At 72.8% G+C, this 15503-nt stretch carries 14 protein-coding genes; 4 read left to right on the top strand and 10 right to left on the bottom strand.

Annotated features, from left to right (window positions below):
• Window positions 1-15: 15 nt before the first annotated feature.
• From darG to hutU, 7 genes are all read right to left on the bottom strand, one after another.
• A complete protein-coding gene (gene darG, locus ACSMX9_RS18540) occupies window positions 16-1092 on the bottom strand; it encodes a type II toxin-antitoxin system antitoxin DNA ADP-ribosyl glycohydrolase DarG (protein ID WP_445395310.1) in 1077 nt (358 codons plus the stop codon).
• Window positions 1093-1128: 36 nt separating this feature from the next.
• Window positions 1129-1770, bottom strand: a complete 642-nt coding sequence (gene darT, locus ACSMX9_RS18535) for a type II toxin-antitoxin system toxin DNA ADP-ribosyl transferase DarT (RefSeq protein ID WP_445395308.1) — start codon at window positions 1768-1770, stop codon at window positions 1129-1131.
• 101 nt (window positions 1771-1871) lie between these two features.
• A complete protein-coding gene (locus ACSMX9_RS18530; protein ID WP_445395306.1) occupies window positions 1872-2552 on the bottom strand; it encodes a class I SAM-dependent methyltransferase in 681 nt (226 codons plus the stop codon).
• Window positions 2553-2735: 183 nt separating this feature from the next.
• Complete coding sequence (locus ACSMX9_RS18525) at window positions 2736-3218, bottom strand: GNAT family N-acetyltransferase (RefSeq protein WP_445395304.1); 483 nt, start codon at window positions 3216-3218, stop codon at window positions 2736-2738.
• Between the two features lie 52 nt (window positions 3219-3270).
• Window positions 3271-4632: a formimidoylglutamate deiminase gene (locus ACSMX9_RS18520; RefSeq protein ID WP_445395302.1), complete on the bottom strand. Its 1362-nt coding sequence runs from the start codon at window positions 4630-4632 to the stop codon at window positions 3271-3273.
• A complete protein-coding gene (locus ACSMX9_RS18515; protein ID WP_445395300.1) occupies window positions 4629-5849 on the bottom strand; it encodes an allantoate amidohydrolase in 1221 nt (406 codons plus the stop codon). Before ACSMX9_RS18515 ends, ACSMX9_RS18520 begins: the two co-directional genes overlap by 4 nt.
• Window positions 5846-7504, bottom strand: coding sequence for a urocanate hydratase (hutU, locus tag ACSMX9_RS18510; RefSeq protein ID WP_445395298.1), 1659 nt, complete (start codon window positions 7502-7504; stop codon window positions 5846-5848). Before hutU ends, ACSMX9_RS18515 begins: the two co-directional genes overlap by 4 nt.
• A gap of 143 nt (window positions 7505-7647) precedes the next feature.
• On the opposite strand from hutU, the gene ACSMX9_RS18505 reads away from it, so the two are divergent.
• The 4 genes from ACSMX9_RS18505 to ACSMX9_RS18490 all read left to right on the top strand — a co-directional run bounded on the left by ACSMX9_RS18505 (window position 7648) and on the right by ACSMX9_RS18490 (window position 10787).
• Window positions 7648-9057 (top strand): diaminopimelate decarboxylase, encoded by a 1410-nt coding sequence (locus ACSMX9_RS18505; RefSeq protein ID WP_445395296.1) that lies wholly within the window; start codon window positions 7648-7650, stop codon window positions 9055-9057.
• A 235-nt stretch (window positions 9058-9292) separates the two neighbouring features.
• Window positions 9293-9706: a hypothetical protein gene (locus ACSMX9_RS18500; protein ID WP_351242877.1), complete on the top strand. Its 414-nt coding sequence runs from the start codon at window positions 9293-9295 to the stop codon at window positions 9704-9706.
• 97 nt (window positions 9707-9803) lie between these two features.
• Window positions 9804-10319 (top strand): roadblock/LC7 domain-containing protein, encoded by a 516-nt coding sequence (locus ACSMX9_RS18495; RefSeq protein WP_445395294.1) that lies wholly within the window; start codon window positions 9804-9806, stop codon window positions 10317-10319.
• A gap of 93 nt (window positions 10320-10412) precedes the next feature.
• The gene (locus ACSMX9_RS18490; RefSeq protein ID WP_351242881.1) at window positions 10413-10787 is read left to right on the top strand and encodes a hypothetical protein; all 375 of its coding nucleotides are present in this window, start codon (window positions 10413-10415) and stop codon (window positions 10785-10787) included.
• 15 nt (window positions 10788-10802) lie between these two features.
• On the opposite strand, the gene ACSMX9_RS18485 is transcribed toward ACSMX9_RS18490, so the two are convergent.
• The 3 genes from ACSMX9_RS18485 to alaS all read right to left on the bottom strand — a co-directional run bounded on the left by ACSMX9_RS18485 (window position 10803) and on the right by alaS (window position 15392).
• Window positions 10803-11351 (bottom strand): hypothetical protein, encoded by a 549-nt coding sequence (locus ACSMX9_RS18485; RefSeq protein ID WP_445403022.1) that lies wholly within the window; start codon window positions 11349-11351, stop codon window positions 10803-10805.
• 285 nt (window positions 11352-11636) lie between these two features.
• The gene (locus ACSMX9_RS18480) at window positions 11637-12503 is read right to left on the bottom strand and encodes a MurR/RpiR family transcriptional regulator (protein ID WP_445395292.1); all 867 of its coding nucleotides are present in this window, start codon (window positions 12501-12503) and stop codon (window positions 11637-11639) included.
• Between the two features lie 234 nt (window positions 12504-12737).
• The gene (gene alaS, locus ACSMX9_RS18475) at window positions 12738-15392 is read right to left on the bottom strand and encodes an alanine--tRNA ligase (protein ID WP_445395290.1); all 2655 of its coding nucleotides are present in this window, start codon (window positions 15390-15392) and stop codon (window positions 12738-12740) included.
• Window positions 15393-15503 lie beyond the last annotated feature (111 nt).

The following is a 15503-nucleotide window of genomic DNA, read 5'->3' as shown; positions in this document are numbered from 1 at the left end:
ACCTGCCAAATGGGGCTATCGGGCTGGAACGGGAACGAGGGAGAAAGAAGTCAGCCTTTCCCATGCCGCCAGCAGATGAGCATCCGTGAACATTTGACGCTTACGGGGAGTCCACTCCCTCACATAGGCTGCCACCTCCTCAAAATGCACCGCCACCGTATCGATCTCCTTCGACGCGAACAGCATCGTTCCGAGCAATTCCATTCCATAGGGATGCTCATATCCATCAATGAGAGCCTCTAGGCGCTCGATGGCAGCGGAGAACGACCTGTCAGCCTTCATGACCTCCCGAGCACGTCGAACTGCATCCGAATTCAACGCGATCGGCGCGGAAGAACCGCGCGTACCATCCCCATACCCTTCAAGGAAATGCCCTTCCAGCACAGCAAGGGCATTATCCAGTTTGTTCGAATAGGGGCCGTAGTGCCCCTTTTCAAATTGAATGCCCAGGTCAAACCCAGACCGCTGGAGCAAGAAAACCAGCTTATGCACTTCCAGTAGCGTGGCATGTCGCTCCATCGTGAACCCCCCGGAAAGGCCACGCCGAATATATCGATCCAAAGCCACCAGGAAGGCCGATCGCTCCCTGTTGAGGTCCGGAGTCAGCTGGTTGTTCGGCATCGCAGACGGATCGGGAGCGCCATTGGGCGGATACACCATCACCTCGACACCCGGCAAGTCTCCTAGCGCGCGAACAATCAGAGGATGCACGTCGTCCCACTCCAGCCCTCCATTGCCACACCCCAATGGCGGCACTGCGATGCTCTGGATTTGGAGATCAACGACAACGCGTCGAAGATCCTTCAACCCCTGCTCCACATCCTCCAAGCGGGAAGGTGATCGCCAATGCCGCTTCGTGGGAAAGTTAATAATGAAGAGAGGCCCCTTCCCCTCCTTGAGTTCATGGACATGCATGACTCCAGGCCGTACCTCACGAGCCCTACAGGCCGACGCATAGTCCTCAAAGTTCCCCGGATATGCACGCTTGAATTGCAGAGCAATGCCCTTGCCCATGACACCTACGGTGTTGACAGTGTTGATCAAGGCATCTACGTCCGCAGCAAGGAGGTTACCCTCCGTGTAGGTGATCACAGCCGCTCCCCACTTCGCGCTTCCAGATCCACCATCTCAGTAGTACCAGGAAGGTCTGACAAGTACGTCAAGGGGACATCCATAGGTCTCAAGTATCCGCGAGACCTCGGCTGCCCGCAGGTCTGTACGTACGGCCAACCGTTCAAACGCATCAACGGGAACCCGCTGATGCACAAGGTACTCAGCCATGCGTCGGCGCATGCGGTCAGGGTCCTCTGCCGTGTTGTTCCACCGCTCCGCCTGCATCACAGCCCAGTCCACACAACTGGCAAGCTGAGACATGTCCTCTCGGATCACCGTGATGTCCGCTGCACAGTTGCCGTCACTGAACACACACGCACACCCCACACTCAGGAGACGACGGGGTGTCGTCACCAGATACACCAGAGGGTCCTGTCCGCTGGCGTAGCTCGGCACACCCCCCTTATTGATCTTGTACAGCATGGGTGAACGCGGAGCGAAGTAGAAGGGTACGTAGTCGGATACAACCCCACCCGGCCCGGATTCCACCTTCCGGGATCTCCGTCGCTCCTTGATCTGCACATCTCCACACTCCACTTGCAAGCTGCCCTCTTCGCGCACGATACGGTCGCATTTCAGGAACCCCTGCTCAAGGATGCTGGGCACGTTGCGAACGTGGGTGAAGTGGTAGACAAGGGAGTCTTCTGGAGCAAGCACATCCGGAGGCTATCCCGATCCACCCCGTCCGGGCGACGCACCGTCAGTTTCCTTGGTTGCCCGTGGTCGTCGCACGTCTCCCGGCAGCCGAGCCGCGTCCCCTACCCCCCGCGCACCCCCCGCACCAGCAGCGTGCCCAGCCGGCGGGCGCCGTGCCGGGGCGGGGGCAGGAGGACGGCGGTCACCTCCTCGAAGCCGTGTTCCTCCAGCAGGGCGACCCAGGTGGGCGCCGGGTAGTCCCAGCGCTTCACCACCGCGGGGTCCTCGTCCGGGCCGCGGGCGACGTACGACGCCTGGCAGCCGTAGCAGCCGTCCACGGCGGGGTGCTGCGACATCGCGAAGACGCCACCGGGGGCGAGCGCCCCGTGCACGGCGGGCAGGAGCTGTCCGGGGGCGGTGGAGTAGGCGGCGCCGAACACCGAGTACACGGCGTCGAAGGGGCCGGTGGGGTGGGCGAGGAAGGCCAGGGCGTCGCCCCAGTGCAGTTCCATGCCGACCACGTCCTCCCAGTGCTCGCGGGCCCGGGCGAGTTGGACGGCGGAGGCGTCCACGCCGACCGCGCGCATGCCGAGCGCGGCCAGGTGGGCCAGGTTGCGGCCGGCGCCGCAGCCCAGGTCCAGAACCCGCCGGCCGGGGCGCAGGGCGAGCACCTCGGTGCCGGGGCCGTGGCCGGGGTGCAGGGTCCAGCCGAAGGAGGTGGCCGGGGGCGGGGCGGTCGCCGTCAGCGCCGGCGGGCCGTTCCTCGGGGACGTGCTCCAGGGGGCGCTACGGGGAGGCGTCACGTGCGTTCCGTTCCGGTTCGGGGCCGTTCGCTGGTTCCAGCGTGGCACCGTGCGCGGTCGGTACGGGCGGGTCCGGGGTGGTTCGCCGGCCGGTCACCCCCTCGTCCACCGTCCGGGAGGGGCGGTCGAAAGGGTGACCGCAGGTGATTCGCAAGCGGGTTCGGTGGGTTGCGCCCGGCGCGGTCAGGGTGCGGTCAGGGTCAGGAGCAGTTCCTCGATCTCCTCGCCGCGGGCGGCGGCGAAGCTCCGCTCGCGGTCGGTCACCGTGAACCCGCAGGCGTGCAGCACCCGTAGCGAGCCCGCGTTGTCGGCGGCGACCCGTGCGTGCAGGGGGCGTTCGGGGACGAGGACGAGCAGGGCGCGCAGGGCGGCGGTGGCCACGCCGCGGCCCCAGTGGGCGCGGCCGATCCAGTAGGTGACCTCGCGCTCCTCCGGGGGGCCGTACACGGCGGCGTGGCCGAGGAGTTCGCCGTCGGCGCCGGCGGTCACCGCGCGCAGCACCACCTGCGGGTCGCTGCGGATGCGGCTCCAGTGGGCGTCGAAGCGGGTGCGGTCGGTGGGGTCGTCGGCGGTGAAGGCGGCCATGTGGAGGGCCTCGGGCTCGATCGACTGGGCGCGGAGGACCGGCAGGTCGGCGTCGCGGACCTCGCGCAGGACGACGTGCACGGTGGCGGCTCCTCCACACCCCAGGGAATTCGCACAGACGTACGAGGAGAGCCTAGCCGCTCAGTGCCGCGATCGCCTCGCGCAGCGCTGCGGCCGGGTCGGGCACCGTGGTGTGGACGCCGTCGCGGACCACGTGCCGGCCGGCGACCACGGTGTGACGGACGTCGGCGGCGGTGGCGGCGAACACGGCGGCCTCGGCGACCAGGCGGGACGGGGTGCCCGCGGTGCGGACGGTGTCGAGGGCGACGGTGGTGAAGTCGGCGAGGGCGCCCGGGGCGAGGGTGCCGCCGTCCGGCCAGCCGAGGGCGGCGTAGCCGGCGGGCGAGGCGGCGTGCAGCAGGGCGGCGGTGGTCCAGTGGCCGCGGATGCGGGTGCGCAGCCGCTCGTTCAGCTCCAGGGCGCGGGCCTCCTCCAGCGGGTCGATGACGGCGTGGCTGTCGGAGCCGAGGCTGAGCGGGGAGCCGGCGCGCTGGAGGTCCCGGGCGGGGCCGATGCCGTCCGCGAGGTCGCGTTCGGTGGTGGGGCACATGCAGGTGCCGGTGGACGAGGAGCCGATGAGGTCGATGTCGGCGGGGGTGAGGTGGGTGTGGTGGACGCCGGTGGTGCGGGGGCCGAGGACCCCGTGGTCGGCGAGGAGCCGGGCGGGGGTGCAGCCGTACGCGCGCTGGCAGGCTTCGTTCTCGGCGGGCTGTTCGGAGACGTGGACGTGCAGCGGGGCGCCGCGTTCGGCGGCCCACTGCACGACGGGGCCGAACTGGTCGGCGGGCACCGCCCGGACGGAGTGGATGGCGGCGCCGATGCGGGTGTGCGGGGATTCGCGCAGGGCCGAGGCCCGTTCGGCCCAGGCCCCGGCGGAGCCGTCGGAGAACCGGAGCTGGTGGTGGGTGGGGGGCTCGCCGAAGCCGGCGGAGAGGTAGGCGGTGTCCAGCAGGGTGAGGCGGATCCCGGCGTCGGCCGCGGCTTCGACCAGGGCCTCGCCCATCGCGTTGGGGTCGGCGTAGCGGGTGCCGCGGGGTCCGTGGTGCAGGTAGTGGAACTCGCCGACGACGGTGGTCCCGGCGAGCGCCATCTCCGCGTACACGGCGCGGGCCAGGGCGTGGTAGGTCTGCGGGTCGAGCCGGTCGGCGACCGAGTACATGACGTCGCGCCAGGTCCAGAAGGTGCCCGAGCCGGCCTGGACCCGGCCGCGCAGGGCCCGGTGGAAGGCGTGGGAGTGGGCGTTGGCGAAGCCGGGCAGGGTCAGTCCGCGCAGCACTTCGGCGCCGGGCGGCGGGGTGGGCACCTCGGTGCGGACGGCGTGGACGCGGCCGTCCGCACCGGTCTCCAGGAGGACGCCGGGTTCGGCGGACGGGTCCAGCCAGGCGTACTCCAGCCAGTAGGTGCGCGGCACGGCGGAGCCCGGTTCCGGCGTCATCGGCATGCGAGTCCTTCCAGTACGTCGGTGAGCGCGGCCACCCCCGCGAGACAGTCGTCCTCGGTCGCCCGTTCGGCCGGGGAGTGGGAGACGCCGGTGGGGTTGCGCACGAACAGCATCGCGGTCGGGACGCTGCCGGCGAGGATTCCGGCGTCGTGTCCCGCGCCCGTGGCGAGGACGGGCACCGGTGGGCGGGTGCCGTCGCGGGTGAGCAGCCGGCCGAGTTCGTCGCGCAGGGCGTGGGCGAACTCGACGACGGGGGTGAAGGACTCGCGGGTGACGGCGAGCCGGACGCGGTGCTGTTCGGCGTGGTCGCGGGCGGCCCGTTCGACGTCGGAGACGACCCGGTCGAGGGTCGTCCGGTCGGCGGCGCGGGAGTCCAGCCAGCCGCGGACGAGGGAGGGCACGGCGTTGACGCCGTTGGGTTCGACGGCGACCTTGCCGAAGGTGGCGACGGCGCCGGCGCTCCTCGCCGCCTCGCGGGCGGCCAGGACGGTGGCGGCGTAGGGGAGCATCGGGTCGCGGCGGTCGACGAGCCGGGTGGTGCCGGCGTGGTTGGCCTCGCCGTGGAAGTCGAAGCGCCAGCGGCCGTGCGGCCAGATCGCGGCGGCCACGCCGACCGGGTGGTCGGTGAGGTCGAGGGCCCGGCCCTGTTCGACGTGGAGCTCCACGAAGGCGCCGATGCGGGCGAGCCGTTCGGGGTCGGGGCCGATGGCCTCCGGATCGTGTCCGGCGGCGGCCAGGGCGGCGGGCAGGGTGGTGCCGTCGGCGTCGGTGAGGGCGAACGCCTGCTCCCGGGTGAGGTGTCCGGCGGTGAGGCGGGAGCCGACGCAGGCCAGTCCGAAGCGGGCGCCCTCCTCGTCGCCGAAGTTGACGATGCCGAGGGGGCGGGTGAACCGTGCCCCGCGGGAGAGGAGTTCGTCCAGGGCAGCGAAGGCGGAGACCACGCCGAGGGGGCCGTCGAAGGCGCCGCCGTCCGGGACGGAGTCGAGGTGCGAGCCGGTCACCACGGCGTCGCCGACGGTCGGGTCGCCGTGCCAGGCCCACTGGTTGCCGTTGCGGTCGACCTCGTAGGCGAGGGCGCGCCGTTCGGCCTCGGCGCGGAACCAGGCACGGCACTCGGCGTCGGCGGGGGTCCAGGCGTGGCGGCGGTAGCCGCCGGTGCGCGGGTCGCGGCCCAGGGGGGCGAGGTCGCGCCACATCCGGTGGAAGGTCACCCGTCCTCCCGCATGGGGATGCGCACGCCCTGCCGGGCAGCGACGCGTTCGGCGCTCTCGTAGCCGGCGTCCACGTGCCGGATGACGCCCATGCCGGGGTCGTTGGTGAGGACCCGGCGGATCTTCTCGCCGGCGAGCGGGGTGCCGTCGGCGACGGTGACCTGGCCGGCGTGGATCGAGCGGCCCATGCCGACCCCGCCGCCGTGGTGGAGGGAGACCCAGGAGGCGCCGGAGGCGACGTTGACCATGGCGTTGAGCAGCGGCCAGTCGGCGATCGCGTCGGAGCCGTCGCGCATGGCCTCGGTCTCGCGGTAGGGGGAGGCGACGGAGCCGCAGTCGAGGTGGTCGCGGCCGATGACGACGGGCGCGGACAGCTCTCCGCTGGCGACCATGTCGTTGAAGCGTTCGCCGGCGCGGTCGCGTTCGCCCTGGCCGAGCCAGCAGATCCGGGCGGGCAGCCCCTGGTAGGCGACGCGCTCCCCGGCGAGGGTGATCCAGCGGCGCAGCGACTCGTTCTCGGGGAAGAGGTCGAGGACCGCACGGTCGGTGGCGGCGATGTCCTCGGGGTCGCCGGACAGGGCGGCCCAGCGGAAGGGTCCGCGGCCCTCGCAGAACAGCGGGCGGATGTAGGCGGGGACGAAGCCGGGGAAGTCGAAGGCCCGTGCGTACCCAGCGAGTTGTGCCTCGCCGCGGATGCTGTTGCCGTAGTCGAAGACCTCGGCGCCGGCGTCCTGGAAGCCCACCATGGCCTCGACGTGCCGGGCCATGGACTCGCGAGCGCGGGCGGTGAAGCCGGCGGGGTCCTCGGCCGCGTACGTCGCCATGTCGGCGAGGTCGACGCCGAGGGGGAGGTAGGCGAGGGGGTCGTGGGCGGAGGTCTGGTCGGTGACGATGTCGACGGGCGCGCCCTCGGCGAGGAGCCGGGGCAGCACCTCGGCGGCGTTGCCGAGCACCCCGACGGAGAGCGGGCGGCGGGCGTCGCGGGCTTCGACGGCGAGCCGCAGGGCGTGGTCGAGGGAGTCGGCGCGCACGTCGAGGTAGCGGTGCTCGATGCGGCGTTCGATGGCGCGCGGGTCGCAGTCGATGCAGAGGGCGACGCCGTCGTTCATGGTGACGGCGAGCGGTTGGGCGCCGCCCATGCCGCCGAGTCCGGCGGTGAGGGTGATGGTTCCGGCGAGGGTGCCGCCGAACCGTTTGGCGGCGACGGCGGCGAAGGTCTCGTAGGTGCCCTGGAGGATGCCCTGGGTGCCGATGTAGATCCAGGAGCCGGCGGTCATCTGCCCGTACATGGTGAGGCCGAGGGCTTCGAGGCGGCGGAACTCCTCCCAGTTGGCCCAGTCGCCGACCAGGTGGGAGTTGGCGATGAGGACCCGGGGCGCCCACTCGTGGGTGGTCATCACGCCGACCGGGCGGCCGGACTGGACGAGCATGGTCTCGTCCTGCTTGAGGGTGCGCAGGGTGCGGACCATGGCGTCGTAGGAGGCCCAGTCGCGGGCCGCCTTGCCGGTGCCGCCGTAGACCACGAGCCGGTCGGGGTGTTCGGCGACCTCGGGGTCGAGGTTGTTCTGGAGCATGCGCAGGGCGGCTTCCTGCGGCCAGCCGAGGGCGCTGCGTCCGGTGCCGCGCGACGCTCGTACGGGGCGGGGTCCTGACACGGTCTGCCTCCTCGCGGCGGGCCCGCCGGAGGGGCGCCCGCACTCCCATGACAACTTTCCATTCACATCCTGAAGTTCTGAATAGAGCTAGTCAATAGGGCGGTGGGGAAGCCCGCGCGCCCGAGCGGTGGTTCGCTGGACGCATGCCTCCCACGAGCGAACGCGCCCCGCACCCCCGAAGCGACGCCGCCGCCCTGGTCGCCCGCCGCGACACGGCCGTCCGCGCGGCCGTGGCCCGGGGCCTGGTCACCGACCGGGAACCGCTGGTGGCGCTGATCGACGTGACCGGCGTGCGCACCGCCGCCCGGGCCCTGCACGCCGCCTTCGCCGCCGCCACCGCCCCCGGCACCGAGGTGCTGCACACCTTCGCGGTGAAGGCGTGCCCCCTGGTCGCCGTGGTGCGGCTGCTGGGCGACGAGGGGATCGGTGCGGAGGTCGCGAGCCCCGGCGAGCTGGCCCTCGCCCGGGCCGCCGGCACCCCCGCCGAACGGACCGTGCTGGACTCCCCCGCCAAGACCCCCGCCGAACTGCGCGAGGCGTTCGCCCTCGGCATCGCCGTGAACGCCGACAACCTCCAGGAACTCGCCCGGCTGGACGACCTGGCGGTGGCGTACGGGCCGGCCGGCGCCGACCGGCTGCCGCCGCTGGGACTCCGGGTGAACCCGCAGGTCGGCGCGGGGACCATCGACGCCCTGTCCACCGCCACCGCCACCGCCAAGTTCGGCGTGGCGCTCGGCGACCCGGGGGGACGCGAACGGGTGGTGCGCGCCTTCCTGGACCGGCCCTGGCTGACCCGGCTGCACGTGCACAGCGGTTCGCAGGGGGTGCCGGCGGACCTGATGGTCGAGGGCGTCGCCCGCACCCACGCCCTGGCCGAGGAGGTCAACGCCCGCGCCGGGCGGCGCCAGGTGGACACGGTGGACCTCGGCGGCGGGCTCCCCGTCGACTTCGCCTCCGACGACCCGGACCCCGGCTTCGCCCGCTACGCACGGCTGTTGGCGCACCGGGTGCCGGCCCTGTTCGACGGGCGGTACCGGCTGGTGACCGAGTTCGGCCGGGCGCTGCTGGCCAGATTCGGGCTGGTGCTGAGCCGGGTGGAGTACACCAAGTCGGCGGGCGGGCGACGGATCGCGGTCACCCACGCGGGGGCGCAGATCGCGGCCCGCACCGTCTACGCCCCCGAGCAGTGGCCGCTGCGCGTCGCCGGCTACGACGCCCGGGGCGTGCCGCTGCCCACCCGGCCCGAGGTGCAGGACGTCGCCGGGCCGGCCTGCTTCGCGGGCGACCTGATCGCCCGCGGGCGCACCCTGCCCCGGCTGTCCCCGGGGGACCACGTCGCGGTGCTGGACACCGGCGCGTACTTCTTCGCCCACCCCTACGCGTACAACGCACTGCCCCGCCCCGCGGTGTACGGCTTCCTCACCGCACCGGACGGCGACCGTGCGGCCGGGACCGCGGACGGGGTGAGCTTCGCCACGGTGCGCAGCGCCCAGACGATCGCCGAGGTGGTCGCGGAGGCGGGCGGCGAACACCCGGACGGGCTGCTGTTCTGAGCCCTGGCCGGCGGGACGGGCCCCGCACGGAAGCGGACGACCGACCGCTCCGACCCGACCGGAACCCTTCGTTCGGCGATCGCCTCCGGTCGGTCCGGGCACCTTCCGGAGGAAAGTGCCCGGACCCGTCCACCAAACTCATGTGCGTAGAGTAGCCTTTCGATTACCGGGTCCACGGCAGAGGTTCCGGTGCCGATGCCACGACGCCCGAGCGGGCCCAGGGGAGGAAACCGGCGTGCCCGGAATCGATGCGTGCCTCCAGGAGGCGATGGCGCTGCCCGGAGCCCGGGGAGCGGCCGTCGTCGACTGGACCAGCGGCCTGGCCCTCGGCGCCCTCGGCGAAGCCTCCGGCGGGGACCACGAGGTGACGGCGGCGGAGACCGCCGACATGGCCCGCGCGGCCGTCGAGTACACGGTCTTCGCGCCGCCCGCGCCCCGCGCGCTCGGCGACCTCCCCACCCCCACGGCCCCGCCCGCGGTCGAGGACCTGCTGGTCACCACCGCGACCGCCTACCACCTGATGCACTTCGCCGACGCGGCGTTCGACACCCACGCCTTCGTGTACCTGTGGCTCGACCGGGACACGGGCAACCTCGCCCTGGCCCGCATGCGCCTGCGGGACCTCGCACGGGGACTGGTCCTGGAGTGAGCCCCCGCGACGACGAGGGGGCGCCCCGCCCGTGCCCGGCCGCGGGGCCCCGCCCCGGGCCCGGCGCGCATCGGCAGCGCCCGAGAGGAGAACGTTGATGGCCGCCGAAGCCGACATACTCGGCGAACTGCGAGAACTGCGCGCCCGGGTCCCCCAGATCACCGGGGCGCTGCTCGCCAGCGCCGACGGATTCGTCCTCGCCCAGGACGCGGACGGCGTCGAGACCGAAGCCGTGGCGGCCCTGACGGCCGCCGCGCTCGGCGTCGGCAGCCGCCTCACCGAAGCGACCGGCCGGGGCCCCTTCCTGGAGCTCCTGGTGCGCGGCACCGACGGCTACGCGGCCACCTACGCCGCGGGCCGGGCCGGTGTCCTCACCCTGATCGCCGACGCCCGGGTGAACGTCGGCCGGCTGCACCTGGAGGGCCGCCGGTGCGGCGCCCGGCTCGGCGCGCTCGTCGAGGCCGCCGCCCGCGCCGCCGTACCCACCGCCGTGCCCACCGTGCCGCCCGCACGACGCCCCGACCCCGAGGCGCCCCGGCCGCCCCTCTCGCCCCGCCCGGTCAGACATCCGGGATCCCCGGGCCAGTGGGGCCCGCCCGTCCCCCGAGCCTGAGCCGGCTCCCCCCGGGGCCGCCCCCGCACGCCCCGGCACACCGAACGCTTCCCGACGTCCGCACGCCCTCGACCACCAAGGAGTCAGCTCAAGATGAGCACCACCGAAGCCGCCCTCAAGGACATCACCACCTCCATCGAGGGGTTCATCGGCGCGGCCCTCGTCGACTACACCAGCGGCATGGCCCTGGGCACCGCGGGCGGCGGCAAGGACTTCGACCTCGCGGTCGCCGCCGCCGGCAACACCGACGTGGTCCGCTCCAAGTTCCGCACCATGGAACTCCTCGGCCTCCAGGACGAGATCGAGGACATCCTGATCACCCTGGGCACCCAGTACCACCTCATCCGGCTGATCCGGGGCCGCGGCCACAGCGGACTCTTCCTGTACGTGGTGCTGGACAAGGGCCGCGCCAACCTGGCCATGGCCCGCCACCAGCTGCGCCGCATCGAGGCCGAACTGGAGATCTGACGGGGAACCGGCCGGTCAGCGGGCGGCCCGGCGGCGGGCGCCGCCCGGAGCCGCGTCGCCCGCGCCCGGCCCGGTCGTCCGCAGCGCCCGCACGGCGGGCCCCACGGGCCGGCCCCCGCGGGCGTCCAACCAGTCGGTGCGCACCCACCACAGCACCCCGTCCCCGGCCTCGCGGCGACCGATCCGGACCGCCTTCAGCCAGCGGCCGACGCCCACCCCGGCCAGCAGCATGCCGAGCGCCGCGGGCACCGCGACCGAGGAACCCGCCGCGACCAGGAACGCGAGCACCAGCCACCAGCGGTGGCCGCGGCGCCACGCCCGTACGGTGACCGCCCGGTCCTGGAGCACGTCGTGCCGCCCCGCCCGTTCGGCCCGCCCGGCGAGTTCCGCGTACCGCCCGAAGCCCGTGCGGGCCACGACCGCAGCGGCGACCAGGAACAGCGCGGCCCCGGCGAACACACCGATCCGCCGCCCGGTCAGCCCCGGCACCAACAACCCCGCGCCGGCGGCCACCACCCCCGCCCACCACAGCGGCGCCGCCCCGGCGCGCACCACCACGGCCACCCGCGCCAGCCCGTGGTTGCCCTGCCGTCCCCGCGCACGGGCCGTCCGCCCGTCCCGGGGCACCCGGCCCGTGCGGCCGGTACCGGCGCCCCGGTCGGTTCCGTCCGTCGTGTCCGTGCCGTGTCCGCGTGCCATCCGCGCCTCCCGTTCCCGCTCCGGCCCCGGGCCCTCGCCCGCCGGCGGGACCGCAGGTTACCCGCGGTTCCTTAAGGCGCCATGAGGACGTGCGGGACCCGCCCCCGTACGGCGCAGCCCCGACCGGCGGGCCGGTACGGACCGCCCGCGTCACTCCACGAACAGCGCCCGCGCCGCCGCCCGGGCGTCGAAGTCCTCCAACCGGGCCTGGGCATCGGGCAGGGCGTCGCACATCGCCTCCAGGAGCACCCGGCCGAGCAGCATCGGGGCGCACGCCGTGTCGAAGGCCAGCCCGGTGCCCACCGGGGCGGGCAGCAGGACGTCGGAGAGGGCGGCCACCGGCGCGAAGGCGCTGTCCGCGACGGTCACCACCCGCAGCCCCGCGCCGCGCGCCTGTTCCAGGGCCTCGACCGTCTCCCGCGGGTACCGGGGCAGGGCGAAGCAGAGCAGCGCCCCGGCCCCGGCCGCCGCCGCCCGGTCGATCCGGTCCGCGAGCAGCGAACCGCCCCCGTCCAGCAGCCGGACGTCGGGGTGCACCTTGGCCGCGAAGTACGCGAAGCCGTACGCCTGGGCCGCCGCCGCGCGCAGCCCCAGCACCGGCAGCGGACGGGAGGCGGCGAGCAGCGCCCCCGCCTCCCGCACCGGAGCCGGCTCGGCCAGGAGGGCGGCCAGCTGGCGCAGATTGTCGATCTCGGCGTCCACCGCCTGCTGGTAGGCGGTGCGTTCGGGCCGCTCGGCGGCGGTCTCCGCGGGGACCACCTCCCGCAGGTGGCGCCGGAGCGCGGGATAGCCGTCGAAGCCGAGCGCGACCGCGAACCGGGTCACCGAGGGTTGGCTGACCCCCGCGAGTTCGGCGAGTTCCACGCTGGACAGGAACGGCACCTCGGCGGCCCGGCTGACCATGCAGTGCGCCAGCCTCCGTTGGGTGGGGGTCAACCGGTGCCCCTCGAACAGCCTCCGCAGCCGCTGCGCGGCCCCCTCCTCGACCCGGCCCGCCTCGTCGCCCTGACCCCTCATGGTCCTCGGCTCCCCCTTCCCCGGCACCCCGGCGGCGCCTCGTCCCTCCCCCCAATCTATTCAGGAACGACGACCCCTGCATGGCGGTATGCAGTACCGGTGGACGCCGGCCGTGCCCGGCCCGTTGGGGACGCGCAACGGGCGGCCCGTACGAGGCGGGGCACGTCCACGCGCATCCGTCCTCCCGCCACCCGTACGCGGGGCTGATGGAAGTTCACGGACGGCGGTCCTGCGTCACTGGGTCAGCAGAGCGGTGGCGTCCTCGGCGGCCGCGGTGAGGGCCTGGTCGAGATGCTCGGGGCGGCGTCCGCCCGCGCTGGCGAGGGCGCCGGTGCCGCCGCCTCCCCCGCCGACGGTCTTCGCGGCGCGGGCGATGACCTGGGCGGCCTGGATACCGTGACCGAGCAGGTGCGGTGTGATGGCCGCGACGAGCAGGGCCTTGCCGGAGTGCTCCAGAGCCAGGATCACGGCCGCGGGCCCAGAGGGCAGATGGGTCAAGGTTTCGGAGGCCAGTTGCCGCAGCTCGTCCGGCGTGACTCCGGTGATCTTCTGGGCGACAAGCTGCCCGCCACCGGTCGGGCGCGCCTGTTCGGCAAGCCGTGCGGCCTGGGAGCCCAGTTCGATGGCCCGAAGCCGCCCCAGCTCGGCCTGGGCTGCGGCGAGGGAATCCAACCGCTTGCGCAGACCGTCGGGGGTATCGGCGGGTCGGGTGCCGAGCAGGCCGGCGAGTTCGTTCAGCAGGCGCCGTTCGGTGTCGAGGTGGCGGAGAGTGCCGTGGCCGGTGAGGGCTTCGACGCGGCGGAGGTTGGAGCCGATCGAGGATTCGGACAGGAGGCGGAAGGCGCCGACCTGGGAGCCGTGGGCGACGTGGGTGCCACCGCAGAGCTCGCGGGAGAAGTCTCCGATGTCGACGATGCGGACGGTGTCGCCGTACTTCTCTCCGAACAGGGCGATGGCGCCGGCGGCCTCGGCTTCGGCGCGGTCGGCGTACCAGGCCCGCACGGCCGGGTCGTCGAGGACGTGGCCGTTGACGGCCTGCTCGATCTGGTGGAGCTGGTCGGGGGTGAGGGCGGTGAAGTGGGCGAAGTCGAAGCGGAGCCGGTCGGGCTCGACGAGGGAGCCCTGCTGGCGGGCGTGCTCGCCGAGGGTGGCCATGACGACGGCGTGCAGGATGTGGGTGGCGGAGTGTGACCGCATCAGGCCGGCCCGGCGTTCGGCGTCCACGACGGCTTCGCCACTGGAGCCGGTGCGGAGTTCGCCTTCGAGGACGCGGGCGGTGTGGACGCGGAAGCCCTCCAGGCCGTAGCGGGTGTCGGTGATCTGCAGGCGGGTGCCGTCGGTGAGGTCCAGGGTGCCGCTGTCGCCGATCTGGCCGCCGGCCTCGGCGTAGAAGGGCGAGCGGTCCAGCACGAGCTCGACCTCGACTCCTCGCCCGGCGGTGGTGACGACGGTGCCGCCGGAGATGAGGCCGGTGACGGTGGCCTCCGCCGTCAGGTGCTCGTAGCCGAGGAACTCGGTCCTGGGCAGGCGCGCGGCCAGTTCGCGGTAGGTGTCCATTTTCCTGAGGGCCTCGGCGGTCTTGGCCTTGCCGCCGGCCTTCGCGCGCTTCTTCTGCTCGTTCAGGAGTGCGGCGAAGCGGTCCTCGTCGACGGCCAGCCCGGCGTCGCGGGCGGCCTCGACGGTCAGCTCCAGAGGGAATCCGTAGGTGTCGGCGAGCTCGAACGCGGTCTCGCCGGGCAGGGCGGCCGAGCCGCTGTGCCGGGTGCGGCTGATCGCGGCGTCCAGCAGCCTCGTGCCCTGGGCGAGGGTGCGGGTGAAGGACCCTTCCTCAGCGGTGACGACCTGCTCGATCAGCGCTGCCTGTGTGTTCAGCTCGGGCCAGACGCTGCCGAGGTTGCCGATCACCGAGGCGGTGGCGGCCGGCAGGACAGGGCCGTCGATGCCGAGCAGACGCGCGTGGCGGATCGCGCGGCGCATCAGGCGCCGCAGGACGTAGCCGCGGCCGTCCTTGGCGGGCAGGACGCCGTCGGCGATCAGGAAGGCGATGGAGCGGGCGTGCTCGGTGACGACCTGGAAGGACACCTTCTCCTCGCCCTCGTCCGGGCAGGCCCGTCCGGCGAGGTCCTGGACGGTGTGGAAGGTGGGTAGGAGCAGGTCGGTGGTGCAGACGTTCTGGGCGTCCTGGAGGATGGCGGCGAGCCGGTCCAGGCCGAGGCCGGTGTCGACGCCCTTGCGGGCGAGTTCGCCGAGGATGGGGAAGTTGCCCTTCTTGTCTCCTTCGCCGCGCTGGAACTGCATGAAGACCAGGTTCCAGATCTCGACGTAGCGTTCACCGTCGACAGCGGGGCCGCCGTCCTTGCCGAAGGCGGGGCCGCGGTCGTAGTTGACCTCCGAGCACGGTCCGCAGGGGCCGGGGACGCCCATGGACCAGTAGTTGTCCTCCATGCCCAGGCGCTGGATGCGGGAGGCGGGGACACCGATGCGGCGCCAGATGTGCTCGGCCTCGTCGTCGTTCTCGAAAACGGTGATCCAGAGCTTGTCCTTCTCCAGCCCGTACCCCTGGGTCAGCAGCTCCCAGGCGAAGGCGATGGCGTCCTCCTTGAAGTAGTCGCCGAAGGAGAAGTTGCCCATCATCTCGAAGAACGTCGCGTGCCGGTTGGTACGGCCGACGTTGTCGATGTCGGAGGTGCGGGCGCACTTCTGGATGCTGGTCGCGCGGGGGAAGGGTGGGGTGGCCTCGCCCAGGAAGTAGGGCTTGAACTGGTTCATCCCGGCGTTGGCAAGCAGCAGGGTCGGGTCGTCCGGGACCAGCGGGCTGGAGGGGACCGGCTGGTGGCCGCGGGAGGCGAAGAAGTCGGTGAAGGTCTGACGGATCTGCGTCGAGCGCATGGCTGGAAGGCCTCACGGAGGAGTCGCGGAAGGTGGGAGGGGAGATCACACGCCGAGCCGGGTCGAGAACTAGGGACTGAGAGGGTTCTCAGTTCTCCGGCTCGACGCAGA

The sequence above is a fragment of the Streptomyces sp. LE64 genome (assembly GCF_052606915.1).
The sequence above is the reverse complement of the archived record's forward strand: the minus strand, read 5'-3'. Positions and strand labels throughout refer to the sequence as shown.